The sequence below is a fragment of the Xanthomonas sp. AC360 genome, from assembly GCF_979258225.1.
On sequence record NZ_OZ409846.1, the window covers coordinates 1,055,832 to 1,078,037 of the forward strand.

The following is a 22,206-nucleotide window of genomic DNA, read 5'->3' on the forward strand; positions in this document are numbered from 1 at the left end:
TGGCAATTGCCGGTATTGCCTCAAGAAGTCGGCGAAGGCGTCTGGTTTCATGCATCGAATCGGGCTGAAAATGTTCCCGATAGCCTTTTTGGACTCCAGGCACTGGCCACACGCAGCATCACCGTGCAGCCAATGCCTAGCGTCACCCGGCAGCCACGCTCAGCCCAGCGCGCGATAGCTGAAATCGCGCAACACCACCTCGCCCTGCTGCGCGGCATACACGCCCAGCTGCAGGCTCAAGAAGCCCCCGAACACGTTGTGGTGGAATCCGGACACCTCCATGCGCGTGGGATGACGCGTCCACTGCAGGCCGTCGTCGAACGAATACGCAAAGCTCACGATGTGGCGATCGTTGGTCAGCCGCACGCAGATGCGGCGATGCGTGTTGGGCGCGCGTGCCCACACCAGTTCTTCGGAATACTCGTAGGTCTTCATGGTGTCGGCGGTGAAGCCGATGCCGACGAAGGCCTTGTGGTTGTAGAACAGCAGGAGGCCGCCTTCGGCATTGCCGACCAGCTCCAGCGTCACCTCGGCCGCGTAGGCGCGATCGGGTACGCCGCAGGTCAACGGTGCGCTGTCGATGGGCGATGTGCCGGCGCAGGTCAGCGTCAATGCCTTGTTGGCCCGCCGCACGCGCGCCTGCTCGCCGGGCTTGGGCGCGTGCAGGCTCCACTGGGTGCCGAATCGGTCGGTGGAAAAGTCATCGGACAACGCGAAGCCGCTCGCCACATTCGCATTGCCGGTGGCAGCGCGTGCCGGCGTACGCAACGGCTTGGACAGGTCGCCGCCGGTGGCGCGAAACCAGCCGTCGGCGGTCCACTCGATCGGCTCCAGCAGGGTCTGGCGCCCCAGGGTGCGGAAGCCGTTTTCGTAGCCGTGATAGACCAGCCACCAGTCGCCGCGTGGGCCTTGCACCAGCGTGGCATGGCCGCGCGACCACCACGGCTCCTGTTCGGACAGGGTGCGCACCAGCGGGTTGCGCGGGCAGTGTTCCCACGGCCCGTGCACCGAGCGCGACCGCGCGGCGATGACCATATGCCCGGTCACCGGCCCGGCGGTGCCACCGACGGCGGTGACCAGATACAGCCAGCCGTTGTGCCAGGTGAGCTTGGGGCCTTCGGGCGCGAAGTTCTCCACCACCCAGTCGTCGGGATACCGCCACGGCGCGTAGGCCGGTTCGAGTTGCCCATCGGTGGCCAGGCCGTCGTCGCGCAGGCCGATTTTGCGGATGCCGTTGACGAACAGATAGCGCTTGCCGTCCTCGCCGACGACATGGCCGGGGTCGATGCAGCCGGCGATGTTCAGATCGATCGGCGCGCTCCATGGCCCGCGAATGTCATCGGCCCAGATCACGAAGATCGACCAGCCCTTGTCGTCCGGATTGGCCGGGATATAGATGAAGTAACGGCTGGCGTGCTTGCACAGATCCAGCGCCCAGATCGTGCCCAGTTCCTGGCGCAGCGCCGGGCCGATCGGGGTCCAGTTGACCAGGTCGGTGGAGTGCCACAGCACGATGCCCGGATACGAAAAGAACGACGAAAACGTCATGTAGTAGTCGTCGCCATCCTTGAGGATGGTGGGGTCCGGGTGATCGCCGGCCACGATGGGGTTGAGATAGGTGCCGTTGCCCAGGTCGGCCTTGCGCTGGCCCTCGATGCCGCGCGCCCACGGCGGCGGATGCGCGGCGCATGGCACGGCTGACGCCTGCGCGGCAGCCGGCAACGGCGCGACCAATGCGCCTGCGGCCAGCACCTTGAACAACTCCCGCCGTGTCGTGTCTGGCATGCATCAGCTTCATCGGATCAAGGCTGGTATCTAGCCCTAGCCGCCGAGGCGAGGCAACCGCGCAGGCCGTGGTATAGGAACTGGTGATGCGGGGGCCGGATTTTGAAATAGCAGGGCTGGAGTGCGTTGCAACGCGAGGGGGCATGCCACTGCGCTGTAGGGCGGGTGTCGAGACGGCGACAGCAGGCGCGCCAGCGCGATCAGCGCGGCGCTACCCTTGGCCTGGAGAGCCGCAGGGCGATCCCTCCAGCGCGCGCGGACAACCGAGTTCGCAATGGGGGCACCGGTCGAAGACCATGCGGGTCTGGGTCATGGATTCCACACGCTTGCCGTGCCACCAGCCGCAACGGCGCTGCCGCACGAGAAATCCGAGTAGCCAGCGGAGTGCGGTGTTGCCGTTAGCCGTTAGCCGTTAGCCGTTAGCCAATGGCCAATGGCTAATGGCCCAGACGACCACAAGCGATGCGCGCACGAACAGAGAGATAGCGCGAGAAAGCGACGCGCACGGCACCGATCACCCAATCCGTCAGCCGCCCTGGCTCGTCATGCTGCACTGCAGCGTGATCTGTTCATTGATGATTGCGATATTCATATGCGAACAGCCGGGCACCTGCCGGCTGGTGGACGTTGCGATGCCCAGCTGCCCTCCAGATTTCATTCGCGCCTGCGCCACCCTTGCGGAGCGTGGCGCATGAGCGCCGTGGCACGGCAACGTCTGGGCCGCACCGACGTGCAGCTGTCGGCGCTGGGCTTCGGCGCTGCGCCGATCGGCAACCTGTACACCGAGGTCGCCGAGGCAGACGCGCTGGCCGCGGTGGCAGGCGCGTTCGAGGCCGGCATCCGCCACTTCGACACCGCGCCTTACTACGGCTATGGACTCAGCGAGACACGCCTGGGCCGCGGCCTGGCCGGCGTGCCGCGCGCTGCCTACACGCTGTCGACCAAGGTTGGCCGCTGCGTCTACGACGACGCACAGGCCGTTGCCGGGCGCGACGGCTTTGCGGTGGCCGGCCGCCGCGCCGCATTCGACTACAGCGCCGACGGCGTGCGGCGCGCGTTCGCCTCCAGCCTGGAGCGCCTTGGCACCGACTACATCGACGTGCTGCTGCTGCACGACATCGGTGCGCTGACCCACGGCGACAACCACGCCCACGTGCTGCAGCAGGCCTTGGAGGAGGCCTTGCCGGCCATGGCGGAGTTGAAAGCGTCCGGTGCGTGCGGGGCGATCGGGCTGGGCGTCAACGAGCAGGACGTGGCACTGGAGGTGCTGGCACGCTTCCCGATCGACTGCGTGATGCTGGCCGGGCGCTACACCCTGCTGGAACAGCACGGCGCGCGTGCGCTGCTCGACCAGGCGCAGCAACACGGCGTGTCGATCCTGTCGGCCGGCCCTTACAGTTCCGGTCTGCTCAGCGATGCGCGCGGCCCTGGCGCCACCTATAACTACGCCCCGGTGGACACCGCCACCTTGCAGCATGCGCAGCGTCTGTATGCGGCGTGCGCGGCGTTCGAGGTGGATATCGGCGCGGCCGCCCTACAGTTCCCGCTGGCGCATCCGGCGGTGACCACCGTGGTGGCCGGCATGCGCACCCTGGCCGAGGTGCAATCGGCCGCCACGCGCTTGCAGGCATCGATCCCGCCTGCGCTGTGGCAGCGCCTGCGCGATGGCGGGCTGCTCGATACGGACCTGCCCACGCCATGAGCCGCGTCGATGCGCATCTGCATTTCTGGCATCTGGCCCGTGGCGATTACGCCTGGCTGACGCCGGAGCTTGCGCCGCTGTACCGCGACTTCGCGCCGCACGATGTGGACGACGCGCTGGATGCGGCCGGTGTCGACAGCGTGGTGGTGGTGCAAGCCGCCGCAACCGAAGCCGAAACCTGTTACCTGTTCGAGCTCGCCCACGATGCGCCATGCATTGCCGGCGTGGTGGGCTGGACGGATTTTGCTGCGCCCGATGCCGCCGCACGCATCGGTGCACTGGTACGCGCAGGCGGCGGTTTACTCAAGGGGCTGCGCCCGATGGTGCAGGACATCGCCGATGTGCAGTGGCTGGCAAACCCCGCATTGGACGCCGCCTTCGACGCGATGCTGGCGCACGATCTGGCCTTCGATGCCTTGATCCGCGCTGTGCATGTGCCGGCATTGCAGGCGCGCTTGAAGCGTCACCCGCAGTTGCGCGTGGTCGTCGATCACGGCGGCAAACCGCAGATTGCGGCCGGCGAATTCGTCGCCTGGGCCGCCGGCATGGCCGCGTTGGCACAGCATCCCAACGTGCACTGCAAACTGTCCGGGTTGCTCACCGAAGCCGCGCGCGGTGCCGGCATCGATGCACTGGAGCCGTATGTTGCGCATCTGTTTGCGCGCTTCGGTGCGCAGCGGCTGCTCTGGGGCAGCGACTGGCCGGTGCTGACCCTGCGCGCCGATTACGCGCAGTGGTTCGATCTTGCGCAACAGCTCGTCACCCGTCATGCCGCCGAACACGCTGATGCGGTATTCGGCGACAACGCACGCACGTTCTATCGTCTGCCACGGCCGGCGGCCCCCACCCACGGAACCTTATCGGTATGACAGTCTCGATTCCCACCACGCCCAACAACCGTCTGCAGGGCAAGCGTTGCCTGATCACCGCTGCTGGCGCCGGCATCGGCCGCGAAAGCGCGCTGGCCTGCGCACGTGCCGGCGCGCAGGTGATCGCCACCGACATCGACGCCGCTGCCTTGCAGGCGCTGGCGTCCGAGTCCGATGCGATCACCACCCAGCTGCTCGATGTCACCGATGCCGCCGCGATTGCAGCACTGGTCGCCGAACACGGCCCGTTTGATGTGTTGTTCAACTGTGCCGGCTACGTGCATCAGGGCAGCATTCTCGACTGTGACGAGCCGGCGTGGCGCCGCTCGTTCTCGATCAACGTCGATGCGATGTATTACACCTGCAAGGCGGCGCTGCCGGGCATGCTCGAACGCGGCCGCGGCAGCATCATCAACATGTCCTCGGTCGCGTCCAGCATCAAGGGCGTGCCGAACCGCTTTGTGTACGGCGTAACCAAGGCCGCGGTGATCGGCCTGAGCAAGGCCATTGCTGCCGATTACGTGGCCCAAGGCGTGCGCTGCAACGCGATCTGCCCGGGCACCATCAAGACGCCGTCGCTGGGCCAGCGCGTGCAGGCCCTGGGCGGCGACGAACAGGCGGTGTGGAAGAGCTTTACCGATCGCCAGCCGATGGGCCGCCTGGGCGACCCGCGCGAAATCGCGCAGCTGGTGGTGTATCTGGCTTCGGACGAATCCTCGTTCACCACTGGCCAGACCCACATCATCGACGGGGGCTGGTCCAACTAAGAGCAGCTAACAAAACTACTGTGCTCACCGCCAGGCGGGCGCGGCCGGTGCTCGGTGCGGCATGTACCACCCGTACACTCCGGTTCCTCCGCGCCGTCCACACCCACCTAACGACTGCTCGCTACGTTTTGTTAGCCGCTCTAAACCCAGCCGACCACACTGCTGTGCAGCGGCCAGATCCATGGCCGCTCGCGATGGTGTCTTAGCCGCACTGAGTAACGCTGACAACACACCGCATCGCACGCATGACGTGATCTGTTGCCAGCACGCATCACCGCCATTCCTGTTCCGAGCGCGTCGTCCACCTGCTGCTGAAACACTTTGCAACAGGTGGCGACTCGCTCCGATTCCTCCCCTGCAAAGGAAGACTGCATGAAACTCGTACGTATTGGCGCCGAAGGCCACGAACGTCCCGGCGTGATCGACAACGAAGGCCGCATCCGCGACCTGAGCGGTGTCATCGACGATGTCGCCGGTGAGCACCTCACCAATGCCGGCCTGGAAAAACTGCGTGCAGTGGATCTGTCCACGTTGCCGCTGATCGAAGGCGAGCAGCGCTATGGCGCCGCGGTGGGCCGCATCGGCAAGTTCATCTGCGTGGGCTTGAACTACGCCGACCACGCCGCCGAATCGGGCATGGAAGTGCCGAAAATGCCGATTCTTTTCATGAAGGCCACCACCGCGGTGTGCGGCCCGAACGATACCGTCATCATCCCGCGCGGCTCGGTCAAGAGCGACTGGGAAGTGGAACTGGGCGTGGTGATCGGCGATATCGCACGCGATGTGTCGATGGACGACGCACTGAATCATGTCGCCGGCTATGCGGTGATCAACGACCTGTCCGAACGCGAGTTCCAGCTCGAGCACGGCGGCCAGTGGGTCAAGGGCAAGAGCGCCGACACCTTCGGCCCGATCGGCCCGTGGCTGGTCACCCGCGATGAAGTGCCCGACCCGCAAAACCTGTCGATGTGGCTGGAGGTCAACGGCCACCGTTACCAGAACGGCAGCACCCGCACGATGGTGTTCGGCGTGGCCGAACTGGTCAGCCACATCAGCCGCTACATGACGCTGATGCCGGGCGATGTGATCAGCACCGGCACGCCGCCGGGCGTGGGCCTGGGCCAGAAGCCGCCGGTGTATTTGAAGCCGGGCGATCTGATGGAACTGGAGATCGAAGGATTGGGGCGTCAGCGTCAACCGGTAGTGGCGCATCCGCGCGATGCGGCCTAAAGCTCCTTTTCCCTTTCCAGGATTTTGGTCGCATTGCGTGCCAAGTTGCGCTCAACGCACGTGGTAACGCCTCCGCACGACGCAACTTAAAGCCCCTCTCCCCTCGGGAGAGGGGTTGGGGTGAGGGTACGTAGCGACGTATCCGAACGATTCGTCGCGCTGTCGCGCGTTGTTGTTGGACGTGTTGTTAGACATGACGTGTCGGCACTTGTGTTGATCCGTCATGCGTATCTTTTTCTGGGTTGTAGCGGCGCGTTGAATGACCAAGCGCTGTAGCGCGTTGATATCGATGCGTCGTCAATCGTTTAGTGATTTTTTGTTGATCTGTGTTGCAAACGGATGTGTCACTGCAGCGCTTCAACACTTCCGGCGCTGCGCGTCCGTACCCTCACCCCAACCCCTCTCCCGGTGGGAGAGGGGCTCAAGCGTCCCTCTTCCCCACGCTCTTTTTCGCCCGTTTTCTATTCCCCGTTTCCATCGCCCAGGATCTTCATGAGCACCATCGTCGCCCTCGATACCCACGACGTCCGCTTCCCCACCTCGCGCGAGCTCGATGGGTCGGACGCGATGAATCCCGATCCCGATTACTCGGCTGCCTACGTCGTGCTGCGCACCGATGCGCCGGATGAACTGGCCGGTTACGGCCTGGTGTTCACCATCGGCCGTGGCAACGACGTGCAGACCGCCGCCGTGGCCGCGCTCGCCGAACACGTGGTCGGCCTGCGCGTGGAGGACGTCATCGCCGACCTGGGCGGCTTCGCGCGCCGGCTCACCAACGACTCGCAACTGCGTTGGCTGGGCCCGGAAAAAGGCGTGATGCACATGGCCATCGGCGCGGTGATCAACGCCGCCTGGGATCTGGCTGCGCGTGCCGCCAACAAGCCGCTGTGGCGCTATATCGCCGAACTCACACCCGAGCAGCTGGTCGACACCATCGACTTCCGCTACCTCACCGATGCGCTCACCCGCGACGAAGCGCTGGCCATGTTGCGCGCCGCGCAGCCGCAGCGCGCGCAGCGTACTGCGCAGTTGATCGAGCAAGGCTACCCCGCCTACACAACCTCGCCCGGCTGGCTTGGGTACTCCGACGAAAAACTGGTGCGCCTAGCCAAGGAAGCGGTGGCCGATGGCTTCCGCACCATCAAGCTCAAGGTCGGCGCCAACGTACAGGACGACATCCGCCGCTGCCGCCTCGCGCGCGAAGCGATCGGCCCGGACATCGCGATGGCGGTGGATGCCAACCAGCGCTGGGACGTGGGCCCGGCGATCGACTGGATGCGCCAACTGGCCGAATTCGACATCGCCTGGATTGAAGAACCCACCAGCCCGGACGATGTGCTCGGCCATGCGGCGATCCGCCAGGGCATCACCCCGGTGCCGGTGTCCACCGGCGAGCACACCCAGAACCGGGTGATGTTCAAGCAGTTGTTGCAAGCCGGCGCAGTGGATTTGATCCAGATCGATGCCGCGCGCGTCGGTGGCGTCAACGAAAACCTCGCTATCTTGCTGCTGGCCGCCAAGTTCAACGTGCGCGTGTTCCCGCATGCTGGCGGCGTGGGCCTGTGCGAGCTGGTGCAGCATCTGGCGATGGCCGACTTCGTCGCGATCACCGGCGAGATGGAAGACCGCGCGATCGAATTCGTCGACCATCTGCACCAGCACTTCCTGGACCCGGTGCGCATCCAGCACGGCCGCTATCTTGCCCCACAGGTGCCCGGCTTCTCGGCAGAAATGCATGCGTCTTCGATTGCGGAATTCAGCTACCCGGATGGACGTTTCTGGGTGGAAGACCTGGCAGCCAATCGACAGGGCTGACCAGCGCCCTCATCCGCCCTTCGGGCACCTTCTCCCGCTTGCGGGAGAAGGGAAACGGGAGCGGGCAACGACGCAGCAGAGATCACTGCGAGCAGCAAGATTCAGCCGCCGCGCCGCGCCATCGGCCGGGCCGAGCCAAGAGAAAGAGCAGTCATGACTACCAGGGCGAGAACGGTAGCTTGGTCATGGCTGCGACCGGAAAGGGCGAGAACGCTAGCCTAGCCATGGCTGCGAGCGAAACATGCACGCTGCAGCCACTTCACCGCCACCCTTCTCCCGCCTGCGGGAGAAGGTGCCCGTAGGGCGGATGAGGGAGCGGGGAAGCAGAAATCACTGCGAGCAGCAAGGAAAGAGCCGTCATGACTGCGAGTGCGAGAACGCTAGCCTAGTCATGGCTACGAACGGCACATGCACGCTGCAGCCACGTCACCTCCACCCTTCTCCCGCCTGCGGGAGAAGGTGCCCGTAGGGCGGATGAGGGATGCCACTCACCCTTGCGCTTCTACCGCCTCACTCAACGCAAAAATCCACCCGGCCTCCCGCCACTTTTCCCCAGGCGCACTGCCTGGCAGCGGCTTCTGGAAGCACCACATCAGGTCTTCCCATGCCTGGATGCGCGGATCGGCCGCATCGCGCGCGGCCTTGGCGGCTGGATCGTAGTCCACGCCAACCTAGTCATGGCTGCGAGCGAAACATGCACGCTGCAGCCACGTCACCGCCACCCTTCTCCCGCCTGCGGGAGAAGGTGCCCGTAGGGCGGATGAGGGATGCCACTCACCCTTGCGCTTCTACCGCCTCACTCAACGCAAAAATTCGCCCGGCCTCCCGCCACTTTTCCCCAGGCGCACTGCCCGGCAGCGGTTTCTGGAAGCGCCACATTAGGTCTTCCCACGCCTGGATGCGCGGATCGGCCGCATCGCGCGCGGCCTTGGCGGCTGGGTCGTAATCGTCGCCCACCTCCATCAGCATCACCAACCGATCGCCGCTGCGAAAGATCTCCAGTTCAATAATGCCGGCCTGCTGTAACGAGGCCACCACTTCCGGCCACACCTGGGTGGGTTGATGCCAGCGCTCGTAGTCGGCGATAAGTGCGGCATCGTCGTGCAGATCCAGTACATAGCAAAGACGCGGCATGCTCAGGCTCCGGCAATCGCAGGCGCGACACGACGTGCGCGCAACGCGAACAGCAGGATCACCGCAAAGCACGCGCCCGGCACCGCCATCGCCCAGTGAATGCCGGCCATGTCCGACACCGCGCCCATCACCGCCGTGAGCAGCGCTCCGCCGATGATCGACATCACCAGCAAGGAGGAGCCCAGCTTGCGTGCGTCGTCGTGCATGCCATCCAGGCCCAGCGCAAAGATGGTCGGGAACATCACCGACATGAACACGCTTGCCGCCACCAGCGCGTACAACCCGGTCCAGCCGGGCAGCGCGATGGCAACCGCGCACAACACCACATTGATCGTGGCAAAACTCGCCAGCAACTTTGCCGGTGCCAGATAGCGCAGCAACGCGGTGCCGACAAAGCGGCCAGCCATGAACAGCACCAGCGAGATGGTCAGATACGTGGCCGCGGTCTTTTCCGGTGTGCCCGGTACCGCGTCCTGCAGGTAGCGGATCAGATAACTCCAGATGCCGACTTGCGCGCCTACGTAGAAGAACTGCGCCACCACCGAAAACATGAAGCGCCGGTTGCGCAGCAATTCGCCAAAGCGTGCGCGTTTGGGCGCCACGCCGCTGTCGCTCTCCGGCGCGCCGGTGGGAAAACGCACCAGCGCGATCAGGATCGCCCACAGCACCACCACTGCGCCGATGATCAGGTACGGCATCTGCACGGCTGAGGATTCGGCAGCGAAGAACGCCTCGCGCGCGGCTGGCGCCATCGCCGCCAGCTCGGCGGGCGTGTGCTCCACACCAGAGAAGATGAAATGCTGGCCGACCAACACGCCGGTGATCGACCCCAAGGGGTTGAACGCCTGCGCAAGATTCAGCCGCCGCGCCGCGCCATCGGCCGGGCCGAGCACGGTGACCAGTGGATTGGCGGTGGTTTCCAGAAACGCCAGGCCACTGGCGATGACGAACAGCGCCAGCAGGAACAGCCAGTAGGTGTGCACCTGCGCGGCCGGGTAAAACAGAAACGCCCCGCACGCATACAGCAGCAACCCGAGCACCACCGCGGCCTTGTAGCTGTAGCGACGCATGAACATCGCCGCCGGCATCGCGAAGACGAAATAGCCCATGTAGAAGGCGCTCTGCACCAACCCGGCCTGCAGGTCGCTCAGCTCGAACGCCTTTTTGAACTGCTTGATCAGGATGTCGTTGAGGTTGTTGGCCATGCCCCACAAAAAGAACAGGCTGACGATCAACAACAGGGGAACCATGGCGGTACGCGCCAGGTTGCCGCGCGGTGACGCGGCAATGTCACTGTGATGCATGCGACCGATCCCCTCCCAAGGCTGTGGCGCTTGCGTTGCAATGGCGCGAGCGTACTGCGCACGCCAACGCCATGCAAATATAAAATCTTTGTTTATATTTGCACGCAAGCACCCACCCTGACCCCTGCCGGCGATGCCTGTACCCTGGCGCGCCGCACCTTGCCTGGAATTGCAAACGGATGAGCCCCGAACCCGCCAAGTACCGCGCGCCGGCCCTGGATAAGGGGCTGGATATCCTCGAGCTTCTTGCCCGCCAGGCGCAGCCGATGAGCATGGGCGCGATCTCGCAAGGCATCGGTCGCTCGCGCGGCGAGATCTTCCGCATGCTGCAGGTGCTGGAGGAGCGCGGATATCTCACTCGCGATGGCGAAGGCGACTACGTGCTGACCAACCGCCTGTTCATGCTCGGCATGCAGCAGCCGCCGGTACAGAGCATCAGCGAGGCCGCGTTGCCGGTGATGCGGCGGCTGGCCGATGCGATCTGCCAGCCCTGCCACCTGGTGGCGCCCTCGGGCGACCAGATCGTGGTGATCGCGCAGATGGATGTGCCCAGCGATCTGGGCCTGGTGGTGCGCCCGGGCCACCGCCGCCCGCTGACCCATTCCAGCTCCGGGCTGGTGCTGTTCGCCTTTCAGCAACCGGAGGTGCAGGCGCGCTGGCTGGACATGCTGGACGCCAGCGAGGTGCCGTTCGAACGTGCGCAGTTCCTGGCCGCCGCCGCGCAGGCACGCAACGATGGCTACGCCATGCAACCCAGCGAAGCGGTGGTGGGCGTGGTCGATCTGACTGCGCCGATCCTGCAACGCGGCAGTGCGACCTACACGCTCACCGTGCCGTTCATCGCACGCCGCCCGGAACTGGTCGGCCCGCACGCGGCCTTGCAGGCGCTGTGTGCGGCCACGCAAGAGATTTCCAACGCGCTGCACTGACCTCATCAGGCAATCCACGCCGCCTGGCGCAGATGCCCAGGCGCGTTGCACAAGGCATCCCCCTATACTCGGCGCGGTCGACCACGCGGGATCGCATGTCCAGCCTCACGTTCGGGATGTGGAGCACCATCCTGCTGCTTGGCAGCGCGCATGGCGTACTTGGCGCGGGCCTGTTGTTATTGGCCCCGGCCAACCGGATCGCCAACCGGTGCCTGGCCGCACTGCTGCTGGTGGTGGTGGCGCTGATAACGCCTTACACGCTGGGCTATGCCGGCGCCTACGACGCCTACCCTGACCTGACCTACGCGCCGCTGTTCTGGGAACTGGCGATCGGGCCACTGGTGTGGCTCTACGTGCGCCAACTGGCGCGCCGGCAGCTGCCGCGGCGCTGGGCGCTGCATCTGCTGCCGGCGCTGCTGCAAGGCGGCTATTACACCTGGCTGTTCACCTGGCCACTGCAACGCAAGTGGGACTGGAACGCCGCCGTCCACGTGCCCTGGGTCGCCCCGCTGCAAGACGCCTTGGTGCTGGCATCGCTGACGGCCTATCTGCTCCTGGCATGGCGCGAGTATCTGGCCTATCAACGCTGGCTGGAACATCACAGCGGTGCACGCGAGGAGCTGCGTTTGCCGTGGCTGCGCGGTTTTCTGCTGGCCGCGTTCTTTCTGCTGGTGTTGCGGCTTGGCTTCACCGCCGGCGACCGGCTGTGGAAGCCGCTGTCCTATTTCGACGAGTTTCCGCGCTACCTGGCCACCGCAGCGCTGGTCTATTACCTGGGGCTAGAAGGCTGGCGCCATGCCCGCCTGCACTACCCGCCGCGCGATGCGCCGCTGATGCTGGAGCCGCCACAAAATCCGCCCGACCCAGCAACGCTTGCTGCCCCCCAGCCTGCGGCGGAAAAGGACTGGCAGGCGCTGGGGCAACGCGTGGCTGACGAGGTCGCTGCGCACGGCTGGTGGCGCGAGCCGGACCTCAGCCTGCCCGAGCTGGCGCGCCGCATGGGCACCAACAGCAACTATCTGTCGCGTGCGCTCAACGAAGGCCTGGGGCAGACCTTCAGCGCCTTCATCAACGCGCTGCGCATCGCCGAAGCCCAGCGCCTGCTGGCCGGCGATCAGGACATCCTCTCCATCGCGCTGGCGGTGGGGTTCGGTTCCAAGGCCAGCTTCAACCGGGTATTTCGTGCCCACTTCGGCTGCACGCCCAGCGACTACCGGCGCGCGCAACGTCGCACATCCTGAAAATTTTTGGCAATTGGGCATTTGAGTCGCCCGCCACCGCGCAGCTGCCGATGCTGGCGACTCTTGCCCAGGAGCTGCCATGTCCCATCGCATCCGTCTTCTTTCAGTGTTGTTAGTGCTGCTCTGTCCGATCTGCGTCGCGTGGGCGGCCCCGCCCGCACCCGCGTTGACACGCGACAGCACACTGCCCGGTCCGGCGCTGCTGGCCGATATCGATGTGCTGCAACAGGCCTATGGCGCACTGCATCCGGGCCTGTACCGCTACGCCACCGAGGCGCAGGTTGCGCAACGCTTTGCCGAGCTGCGCGCCGAACTGGCAGACGGCGCCACGCTCGGCCAGACCTACCTCGCCATCTCCCGCCTGACCGCCAGCGTGCGCTGCGGCCACAGCTTCCCGAACTTCGTCAATCAACCCGAGCCGATCCAGCAGGCTCTGTTCGGCGACGGCCGGCGCCTGCCGTTCCACTTTCGTTGGCTACAGGGCCGCATGATCGTCAGCCGGAATGGCTCGGATCAGCCCGGCTTGCTGCCCGGCACCGAAGTGCTATCCATCGATGGTATTGCCACCTCGAAGATTCTGGCGGCGTTGATGACAGTGGCGCGCGCCGATGGCAGCAACGACGCCAAGCGCATCGCCCAGATGGAGGTGCAGGGGTTTGCGCAGATCGAGGCGTTCGATGCGTATCTGCCGTTGCTGTTTCCGCAGATCTCCGCCAACCCGGTGCTGCAGGTCCGCGCGCCCGGCGCCACCGCTCCACGCGCGCTGCAGGTGCACGGCATCGACGCGGCGCAGCGTGATGCGATGGCGGCCAAACGTACGCGCGACAGCGCAGCGCCGGCATGGACGCTGACGATGGACTCGACCGATCTGGCGGTTCTGCGCATGCCGGATTGGGCGCTGTATGAAAGCGCCTGGGATTGGCAGGCATTTCTGGCGCGCAGCTTCACGCGCCTGGCCGAGCGCAAGGTGCCTGCGTTGGTGATCGATCTGCGTGGCAACGAGGGCGGGCTGGACGTGGGCAGCGTGCTGCTGGGGTATCTGGCAGCAGGCGAGATCGCGGCGGCGCCGATGCGCAACCTGGTGCGCTATCGACGCGTGCCCGATGCATTGGCGGCCTACGTCACTACCTGGGATCGCAGCTTCCGCGACTGGGGCACGCGCGCGGTTGCCTACGACACGCGGTTCTACACGCTCAATGCGCAAACCGGCAGCGCTGCACCGCGCTACCTGCCATTGCGTACGCCGCACTTCACTGGTCGGGTGTTTGTGTTGATCGACGCCGAAAACAGCTCGGCCACTTTCGCGTTTGCGCAGCAACTACAGCGCAACGGCTTGGGCACGCTGGTCGGCCAGCCCACCGGCGGCAATCTGCGCGGCATCAACGGCAGCGCGTTCTTCTTTTTGCACTTGCCCAACTCGCACATCGAGGTGGATCTGCCGCTGGTCGGGCAGTTTGCAACCAGCACGCAACCTGATCGCGGCGTGCTGCCGGACGTGCCGGTGCAGAGCACCGTGGAGGATCTGCAGGCCGGCCGGGATGTGGAAATGGACACCGTGCGCGCCCTGCTGGGTGGCCAGCAAGCGCGGCCGACACACTGACAGCGCAACCACCGGGCCGTGGGCTCGCCCGTGGTTTTCCGGCTGTTCTACTGCGGCTGCAAACCCCTCGGATGGCCGCTGCATAGCCACGGCTATAAAGATCAGACCGACCTTCGCGTGCAGGCAAAACGCCCGAAAGCGGGTTTTGCGTTGTTACACTGCGCGCCCCTTGGGGAGTAGCCTGCTTTCGGTTATCGAAAGCGCCTGCATCAACATACTCGGCCGTTGCGCCGTGGTGCAGGCAACCAATCGTGGTTTGGCGAGACCAGCGGCATGCGCGTACGACGACGGTTGGCGCGGGCGCATGCCGTTGTGACCGTGCCCAGCCCGAGAGTGTCGATGTCTCCATTTTCCATTGTGTTGATCGGTTTTGCGATGTCCACCGATGCGTTTGCCGCTGCGATCGGCAAGGGCGCGGCGATGCGCAAACCGCAGTGGCGCGATGCGCTACGCGCCGGATTGATCTTTGGGTGCATCGAAGCGATCACACCGGTAATCGGCTGGTTGCTGGGCCGCGCGGCGTCCAGCTATGTGTCCGCCTATGACCACTGGATCGCCTTCGTACTGCTTGGCGCGCTGGGCACGCACATGATCGTGGCCGGCCTGCGCGCCGATCCTGACGATACCGACGAGGCAGCCGATGCGCCGAAGAAAAACGGCCTGCTTGCACTGGCCGCCACCGGCTTTGCCACCAGCATCGATGCGATGGCAGTCGGCGTCAGCCTGGCTTTTTTGGATGTGCACATCGGCGTGGTGGCCGTAGTGGTCGGCCTGTGCACCTTCAGCATGGTCACCGCCGGCATCATGCTGGGCCGCGCCTTAGGCGCGCTGATCGGCAAACGTGCCGAAATCCTGGGCGGCGCGATCCTGGTGATCGTCGGCAGCGTGATCCTGTATGAACACCTCAGCGGCGCGGCGTAAGCCCCTGCGCACAGGGAATCTTTCGACTGCCTGTTTTCTGTAGGAGCGTGCCTGAGTTCATCGCGGCCATCGTGTGCGCACCTTTTGATGCGTAAGTTGCTTGCCTTCATCGCAGCCAGCGCAAGCGCCATCCTCATTGCAAGTGCTTCGTAGGAGCGTGCCTGCGCGCGACGGGGCGTTATCGGCAATGCCCAGTCGCGCGCAGGCACGCTCCTACGCTGCATTCGGGTGGCTACCCGTCAGCGCTTTTTCGCGTCGTGGAGCGCGCTCAAGAATGCACGCAGTGACGCGGGTTTTACCGGTTTGGTGAGCAAGCGGTAGCCGCATTGATGCGCAACTTGCTTGCCTTCATCGCAGCCAGCGCAAGCGCCATCCTCATTGCAAGTGCTTCGTAGGAGCGTGCCTGCGCGCGACGGGGCGTTATCGGCAATGCCCAGTCGCGCGCAGGCACGCTCCTACGCTGCAGCCCCGTCAGCGCTTTTTCGCATCGTGGAGCGCGCTCAAGAAGGCACGCAGTGAGGCGGGCTTTACCGGTTTGGTGAGCAAGCGATAGCCGCGCGCACGTGCAAGTTGTTTGAGTTCGTCGCGACCGTCGGCAGTCAGTAGCGCGCCAGCGATCGGCGCAGTCGCGGCGGCCTGCACCGCATCCAGCGTGTCCAGTCCATCCAGACGGTCGTGCAGGTGATAGTCCACCAACATCACATCCGGTTGCTCGCGCGCACAGTCCAGCGCCTGATCCACGGTGCTGGCAGTGATCACCTCCACCTGCCAGCGGCCGAGCAACGCGCGCATGCCATCGAGAATCTCGCGGTCGTTATCCACGCACAGCACGCGCAATCCGGCCAGCGAATCGCCGCTGGGCAAGGCGCGCGTGGCCGGCACCGGCACCAGCGGCGCCACCGGCACCGGCGCCACGCGCGGCAACAGGATCGAGAACATGCTGCCGCGGCCGACCTGGCTGCGCGCACTCAGATCGTGATCGAGCAGACGCGAGATGCGTTGGCAGATCGACAACCCCAATCCCAAGCCCTGCTCGCCCCAATCGAAGGGCTGCTGATAGCGGCGAAACTCTTCAAAGATCTGCCGCATGTGGTGCTCGGGAATGCCGGGACCGGTGTCCCACACCTGCAGTTCCACCTGTTCGCCGCGCCCGCGCATGCCCAGCACGATACGGCCCTGGCGCGTGTAGCGCAGCGCATTGGCCAGAAAGTTCTGCATCACCCGGCGCAGCAGGCGGCGGTCGCTGCGCACCCAGATCGGCCGGCTATGCACCTGCAGGCGCAGGCCGCGGCTGGATGCCACCGGCGCGTATTGCGCGGCCAGCTCGTGCATCAATGCGCTGGCATCGAAGTCTTCGACCGTGGGGCGCAGCCCGCCGGCATCCAGACGCGACACGTCGAGCAGACCGTCGAGCAATTCTTCGGCCGCACGCAACGACGCATCCACACGCTCGGCCAGATGGCGTTGTTCTTCGTTGTTCTGATGGCTCTCGCGCAATGCGGAGGCGAACAGCCGCGCGGCATTGAGCGGCTGCAACACGTCGTGGCTGATCGCCGCCAGAAAGCGGGTTTTGGACTGCTGCGCCAGCTCGGCTTCGCGCGAGCGATCGGCCACACGTTGCTCCAGGTTTTCGTTGGCATCCAGCAGCGCGCGCTCGGCGCGTTTGTAGTCGGTGATGTCGTTGTAGCTGGTGACATAGCCACCGCCGGGCAGCGCCTGGCCGCGCATTTCGATCACCTTGCCGTCGCTGCGGGTGCGCTCGAACACATGCGGCGAGCCGGCACGCATGTGGCGGATGCGGCGATCGATCTGGTCTTCGATATCGCCTTCGCCCAGCTCGCCGCGTTCGGCGTTGTAGCGGATCAGATCGGCAACCGGGCGGCCGACATACAACATGCCATCCGGATAACCAAACAACTGCTGATAACGCCGATTCCATGCGGTCAGGCGCATCTCCGGGTCGACCACGCTGACCGCGGCGCTGATGTTTTCCAGCGTGGTGGACAGGATCTCGCGATTGAAGCGCAGTTCCTGGCCGGCCTCGTCCAGCACCGCCACCACTTCGCCCAGTTCCATGCCCGAGCCGCGCAACAAGCTGGTCAGCACCAGCCGCGCCGACGCAGCGCCGATGGAGGCCGCCAGCAAGCGCTCGGTGAACTGCACCCAGGCGCGATCGGCCACCACGGTCGGTTGCAGCTCGCGCTCCAGCAGCACCGCCTGGTCGACAAAGGCGCGATGCGCGTGCCGCTCGCCCACCACGCGCTCGGCCAGCGCCTGCAGGTCGGCCACGCGCACATGCCCGGGCCAGTCGCCGGCCACCGCCGGACGCTGCGCATACGGGTCCAGAAACGGTGCTGCACGCAGCCGCTCGTCCACGCCCGGGCGCCAGCGTGCCGACACCAGCATCATCGCGCCGACGTTGATCAGCAGCGACCAGAACGTGCCATGCGCCAGCGGGTCCCAGCCGCGCATGCCGAACAACTGCTGCGGCTGAAGCCAGCCGATACCGAACGGCCCATCCACCAACCACTCCGGCTGCAGCCAGCCCGCACGCGTGGCGGCCGGCAGCAACAGCGTGTAGATCCAGGTCATGAAGCCGAGCACCATGCCGGTTTCCACGCCCTTGCGGCTGGCCCCGCGCCAATACAGCCCGCCGATCACGCCCGGCGCAAACTGCGCCACCGCCGCAAACGCCATCAATCCGTAGGCCGCCAGCGTGGTGTCGTTGGCCACGCTGCGGTGATAGCCATAGGCCACCAGCGCCAGCAGCAGGATGGCCACGCGGCGGATCCACAGCACGCGCGAAGCCACCGCTGCACGCGCATCCGCGCTGCCGCGGCGGCGTAGCAGCACCGGCATCACCAGGTCGTTGCTGACCATGGTGGCCAAGGCGATGCTGGCCACGATCACCATGCCGGTGGCGGCCGAAAACCCGCCCACGTAGGCCACCAGCGCCAGCACCGTGTTGCCCTGGCTCAGCGGCAAGGCCAGCACCACCGCATCGTCCACCACCGCGCTGCCCTTGCCGAACAACGCGATGCCGGCCGAGGCGATCGGCACCACCATCGCCGAAATGATCACCAGGTACGCCCCGAACAACCAGCGCGCGCGCCGGATATCGCCGACATCACTGCATTCGACCACCGCCACATGGAATTGCCGCGGTAGGCAGATCACCGCCAGAAAACTCAGCAGCGTCTGCGAGATGAATCCCACCGACGGCGTGTGCTCGAACAGGGTGCGCGCCGAATCGGCGATGTGCAGTTGGTGATCGCTCAGCCACATCCACGCAAACAGCCCCACCGCCACGATGGCGATCAGCTTGATCACCGACTCCAGCGCGATGGCCAGCATCATGCCGTGATGGTGTTCGGTGGCATCCACCTGGCGGGTGCCGAACAAGGTGGCGAACAACGCCATCAGCAGCGCCACATACAAGGCCGGATCGGCAAAGATGCCGCGCCCGGCGCTGCTATGCCCGGTCAGCACCTCCAGGCTCATCGCCACCGCTTTGTACTGCAGCGCCAGATACGGGACGATGCCGACCAGCGCGATCACCGCAACCAACGCGGCCAGCCGCCGCGAGCGGCCGTAGCGCGAGGAAATGAAATCGGCGATGGACACGGTGTTTTCGGAGCGTGCGATCAGCGCCAGCCGCTCGATGATGCGCCAGCCGAACAGCAGCAACAGCAACGGGCCGAGGTAGATCGGGAGATAGCCGATACCGTTGCGCACCGCCGAGCCCACCGCGCCGTAGAACGTCCACGACGAGCAGTACACCGCCAGCGCCAGGCTGTAGACCGCCGGCCGCAGCCACGGCCGCTCCGGATACATCGGCCGACGATCGCCCCACCACGCCACCCCGAACAGCAGCGCGGCGTAACCCAGCGAGACCAGCAGCAATATCCAGCTCGAGACCAATGGGTGTCCTAGGCGGCGCGATGCGAGCCTGGGAGTTTACGCAGTGGGGAACAGCGCGTGGGCGACGGGATGCTGCCGGCGGCGGATTGGGCAGCGGGGCTGCGCGTGGACGGCTGGAGAAGGTGGGGATGACGTGGCTGCCCCCATCCGCCCTTCGGGCACCTTCCCCCGCAGGCGGGGGAAGGAGGCGTAGCGGATGATAACGGAAGGCCGGCTGCTGGCTTTACTGGCTGTTGGCTGTTGGCTGTTGGCTTCTGGCTGTTGGCTGTTGGCTGTTGGCTGTTGGCTGTTGGTTTTGGGTTTTGGGTTTTGGGTTTTGGGCTTACCGCTTACCGCTTACCGCTTACCGCTTACGGCTTACGGCTTACGGCTTACGGCTTCTAGATCCTGGATCTGGCTTTGAGCGTTAGCTTTGGCTTTGGCTTTGGCTTTGGATCTAGCTCCAGCTCCAGCTCCAGCTCCAGCTCTAGCTCTAGCTCTAGCAACGACAACCTAAAAACTGCCGGCAACCTCCCCTCTCTCCCCTGGGGGAGAGGGTGCCCGAAGGGCGGGTGAGGGCCGCTGGCTAAGCAAGCCGCAGCCACCCCTCAGCCCGGCAGACGCACGCGCACCTGATACGTGCGGCCGGCCACGATGTTGTGAACCCGTTGATCCGGGCAGAGCTCGCCATCCACCAGCACCTCGTTGTCGCGACGACCCGCCTCGCGCGTCAACACGACCTCGAACTGCGCGCCACGAAATTGCCGCGTCACCTGCGCATTGAGCCAGTGCGACGGCAGCTGCGGGCGGATCGCCAACGCGTCGCCCTCGCCGACCAGGCCAAACAAACCCTCCAGCACGCAGCGATACACCCACGCCACCGTGCCGGTGTTGAACAACTGGCTCGATCGCCCTGCGGTGCGCGGGTACTGATGCCACGCGCCACGGTAGTAGTTGGGCAGCGACACCGGCAGATGACCGCGCTGCAGCACGTCTTCGCGGGTCGGGCCCGGCAGCATCGCGCGCAGGATCTCCCAGGCGCGGTCGGCCTCACCAATCTGGTACAGGCTGTACAGATAGAACGCCACCGCGTGGTTGTAGACCGCACCGTTCTCCGCCGCACCCGGCCATTTCTGGGTAAGGCGCCCCACGTCGTCGCGCATGTGGGTATAGGCCGGTGCCAGCATCACCGGGCCATACGGCGTGTGCAGCTGTTCGCGCACGGCCTCCAGCAGTGCCGTGCGTTGCTGCGCATCGGCGGTGCCGGCCAACAGCGCAAAACTCTGCGGATTGAGATAGATACGCCCTTCCACATCGTCGGCAATGCCGAAGCGCACACCGTCGTCGGTGATGCCGCGCGCATACCAGTTGCCATCCCACAACTCACGGTTTGCGTCGGCGTTTACCGTGCCCACTGCCTGGCCGAATGTCTGGGCCTGCGCGGTGCGTCCATGCGCGGCGCAGATGTCCGACCACAGCCGCAGCGCATACGCAGTCGCCACGGTGAGCCAGCCGGAGACGCCCTTGCCGCGCCAGCCGACCATGTTCATTGGGTCGTTCCAATCGCCCTGGGCGATGAAACTCAGGCCACGCGCGTCACGTGCGTCCAGCAACCACTGCATCGCCGCATCCAATCGCTCGGCCACGCTCAGCGCCTGGCCATCGTGCGTGCGCACCACCGCCTCCAGCACGCTGGCATCGTTGGTTTCGGCCAGATACGCACTCAGGAAGATCGGCAACCACACGCAATGGTCGGTATGCGGCACCTGGTTGATGTATTTCAGCTCGGCGCCTTCCACCAGCAAGATGCCGTCCGGCATCGCGCCGCTGGGTTCCTGCTGCGACAAGGCATGCAGCAACGCCGCACGCGCGGTCGCCGGCTGCAGATAGGCCATGCCCATGTGGTCTTGCAGATAGTTGCGCGTCTGCGGATCGGTGGTCAGGCGGTTGACATCGCCGTGATAGAACACCTGCCGCGGCAACCAATGATTGACCAGGTTATCCAGCGCCGCATCGGGCGTGGCGATCTGCATGCAACCATGGCCGGCCTGCAGATACTGCGCATAGGCGCGTGCCGCCTCGGCAAAGCCTTCCTGCGACAGATAGCGCGCGCGCAGCGCGGCGATTTCTGCATCGTCCTTGGCCGGCCCGAATGCAAAGCGATACACGCTGGCCGCATCTGGCTCCAGCCGCAGGCGATATTGCAGCGCGGCGGCCGGGGTTTCGTAATGCGCCTCGCTGTTGCCCAGCTGCTCGGCCTGGATGGCAGAAGGCGCATGCAACCCACCCTCGCCTTCGAACGCCAGTTGCTGCGCCTCCCACGCCACCGGCGCTTGCTCGTACAGCAGGAAGGTGCAGTCCTTGAAATCGCGCTGACGAAAGTAATCGTCCACTTTCTGGTACGGCGCCACGCTGCGGCAGACGATGCCACCCAGCGCAGGCTCGTAGCCGCCGGATTGATGCATCCACGACATGTAACCGACCGGGAAATACACGTACAGGCTCAGCCTCCGCGCGCGCCCGGAGGCGTTATGCACACGGCATTCCCACAGTTCCACCGCATCATCGGTGGGCAAAGCCACGCACAGCTCCACCACGATGTCGTCATGCTGCACGCGCCAACGTACATCGTGCTTGCCGGCAGAGAATTCGAAGGCCTGCGGCTGCGCGCGCACCGGCTCGTGCGGCACCGAATACAGCGCGCCGCTGTCTTCGTCCTTGAGGTAGAAAAAACGCCCGGGGTGATGCGCGTAATACGGCTGCTCGGGCATCATGAAATTGCGCGCTTCCAGCATCGGTGCGTGCGCGTACTTGGATGGCTCTGGCTGCATGAACTGGCCGGTGGCATAGCCGCGGCAGGTGAGCTGCAACATCATGCAGCGGTTCCACAAAAAGCCGCCGGCATTGGGCATGGCGGTCGGGCTGTAGAGCGCGTAGCGCATGCCATCGGCGCTGGGCGCCATCAAGGTGGACAGTGGGTCGGACGCAGCGGTGGGCGTTGCAGACACG

Annotated in this window: 14 protein-coding genes, 1 other RNA gene, 1 pseudogene and 1 riboswitch; of the genes and pseudogenes, 10 read left to right on the plus strand and 6 right to left on the minus strand. The window is 65.4% G+C overall.

Annotated elements, in window-relative coordinates:
* Positions 1 to 159: 159 nt before the first annotated feature.
* Complete coding sequence (locus tag ACZZ0O_RS04640) at positions 160 to 1,785, minus strand: family 43 glycosylhydrolase (RefSeq protein ID WP_463592348.1); 1,626 nt, start codon at positions 1,783 to 1,785, stop codon at positions 160 to 162.
* Between the two features lie 691 nt (positions 1,786 to 2,476).
* On the opposite strand from ACZZ0O_RS04640, the gene ACZZ0O_RS04645 reads away from it, so the two are divergent.
* The 6 genes from ACZZ0O_RS04645 to ACZZ0O_RS04670 all read left to right on the plus strand — a co-directional run bounded on the left by ACZZ0O_RS04645 (position 2,477) and on the right by ACZZ0O_RS04670 (position 8,168).
* Positions 2,477 to 3,487 carry an aldo/keto reductase gene (locus tag ACZZ0O_RS04645; RefSeq protein ID WP_463592349.1) on the plus strand — a complete coding sequence of 337 codons (1,011 nt, stop codon included), beginning with the start codon at positions 2,477 to 2,479 and terminating at the stop codon, positions 3,485 to 3,487.
* Positions 3,484 to 4,356: an amidohydrolase family protein gene (locus tag ACZZ0O_RS04650; protein ID WP_463592350.1), complete on the plus strand. Its 873-nt coding sequence runs from the start codon at positions 3,484 to 3,486 to the stop codon at positions 4,354 to 4,356. Before ACZZ0O_RS04645 ends, ACZZ0O_RS04650 begins: the two co-directional genes overlap by 4 nt.
* Positions 4,353 to 5,123, plus strand: a complete 771-nt coding sequence (locus tag ACZZ0O_RS04655) for an SDR family oxidoreductase (RefSeq protein ID WP_463592351.1) — start codon at positions 4,353 to 4,355, stop codon at positions 5,121 to 5,123. The genes ACZZ0O_RS04650 and ACZZ0O_RS04655 overlap by 4 nt, the downstream gene beginning before the upstream one ends.
* A 61-nt stretch (positions 5,124 to 5,184) precedes the next feature.
* Positions 5,185 to 5,260: non-coding RNA, sX9 sRNA (locus ACZZ0O_RS04660), on the plus strand.
* Between the two features lie 235 nt (positions 5,261 to 5,495).
* On the plus strand, positions 5,496 to 6,353 hold the full coding sequence (locus ACZZ0O_RS04665) for a fumarylacetoacetate hydrolase family protein (RefSeq protein ID WP_115554955.1): 858 nt from the start codon (positions 5,496 to 5,498) through the stop codon (positions 6,351 to 6,353).
* Positions 6,354 to 6,845: 492 nt separating this feature from the next.
* On the plus strand, positions 6,846 to 8,168 hold the full coding sequence (locus ACZZ0O_RS04670) for an L-fuconate dehydratase (RefSeq protein WP_463592352.1): 1,323 nt from the start codon (positions 6,846 to 6,848) through the stop codon (positions 8,166 to 8,168).
* 488 nt (positions 8,169 to 8,656) lie between these two features.
* Here the strand turns inward: ACZZ0O_RS04670 and ACZZ0O_RS04675 are convergent.
* From ACZZ0O_RS04675 to fucP, 3 genes and pseudogenes are all read right to left on the minus strand, one after another.
* Positions 8,657 to 8,839: pseudogene (locus ACZZ0O_RS04675) on the minus strand (L-fucose mutarotase); the annotation flags it as partial.
* Between the two features lie 103 nt (positions 8,840 to 8,942).
* A complete protein-coding gene (locus ACZZ0O_RS04680; RefSeq protein WP_463592353.1) occupies positions 8,943 to 9,302 on the minus strand; it encodes an L-fucose mutarotase in 360 nt (119 codons plus the stop codon).
* A gap of 2 nt (positions 9,303 to 9,304) precedes the next feature.
* The gene (gene fucP, locus ACZZ0O_RS04685) at positions 9,305 to 10,606 is read right to left on the minus strand and encodes an L-fucose:H+ symporter permease (protein WP_115559286.1); all 1,302 of its coding nucleotides are present in this window, start codon (positions 10,604 to 10,606) and stop codon (positions 9,305 to 9,307) included.
* Positions 10,607 to 10,785: 179 nt separating this feature from the next.
* Here fucP and ACZZ0O_RS04690 point away from each other — a divergent pair, with 179 nt between their 5' ends.
* The 4 genes from ACZZ0O_RS04690 to ACZZ0O_RS04705 all read left to right on the plus strand — a co-directional run bounded on the left by ACZZ0O_RS04690 (position 10,786) and on the right by ACZZ0O_RS04705 (position 15,297).
* On the plus strand, positions 10,786 to 11,535 hold the full coding sequence (locus tag ACZZ0O_RS04690; protein WP_115514303.1) for an IclR family transcriptional regulator: 750 nt from the start codon (positions 10,786 to 10,788) through the stop codon (positions 11,533 to 11,535).
* 116 nt (positions 11,536 to 11,651) lie between these two features.
* Positions 11,652 to 12,776, plus strand: coding sequence for a helix-turn-helix domain-containing protein (locus ACZZ0O_RS04695; RefSeq protein ID WP_463592546.1), 1,125 nt, complete (start codon positions 11,652 to 11,654; stop codon positions 12,774 to 12,776).
* Between the two features lie 130 nt (positions 12,777 to 12,906).
* The gene (locus ACZZ0O_RS04700) at positions 12,907 to 14,376 is read left to right on the plus strand and encodes a S41 family peptidase (protein WP_463592547.1); all 1,470 of its coding nucleotides are present in this window, start codon (positions 12,907 to 12,909) and stop codon (positions 14,374 to 14,376) included.
* 165 nt (positions 14,377 to 14,541) lie between these two features.
* Positions 14,542 to 14,703: riboswitch (yybP-ykoY riboswitch) on the plus strand.
* A 12-nt stretch (positions 14,704 to 14,715) separates the two neighbouring features.
* A complete protein-coding gene (locus ACZZ0O_RS04705) occupies positions 14,716 to 15,297 on the plus strand; it encodes a manganese efflux pump MntP (protein WP_323518671.1) in 582 nt (193 codons plus the stop codon).
* A gap of 471 nt (positions 15,298 to 15,768) precedes the next feature.
* Here the strand turns inward: ACZZ0O_RS04705 and ACZZ0O_RS04710 are convergent, their stop codons facing one another.
* Together ACZZ0O_RS04710 and ACZZ0O_RS04715 are read right to left on the minus strand one after the other, a co-directional pair.
* A complete protein-coding gene (locus ACZZ0O_RS04710; protein ID WP_463592354.1) occupies positions 15,769 to 19,218 on the minus strand; it encodes a NahK/ErcS family hybrid sensor histidine kinase/response regulator in 3,450 nt (1,149 codons plus the stop codon).
* Between the two features lie 587 nt (positions 19,219 to 19,805).
* The gene (locus ACZZ0O_RS04715) at positions 19,806 to 22,205 is read right to left on the minus strand and encodes a GH36-type glycosyl hydrolase domain-containing protein (RefSeq protein ID WP_463592355.1); all 2,400 of its coding nucleotides are present in this window, start codon (positions 22,203 to 22,205) and stop codon (positions 19,806 to 19,808) included.
* Position 22,206 lies beyond the last annotated feature (1 nt).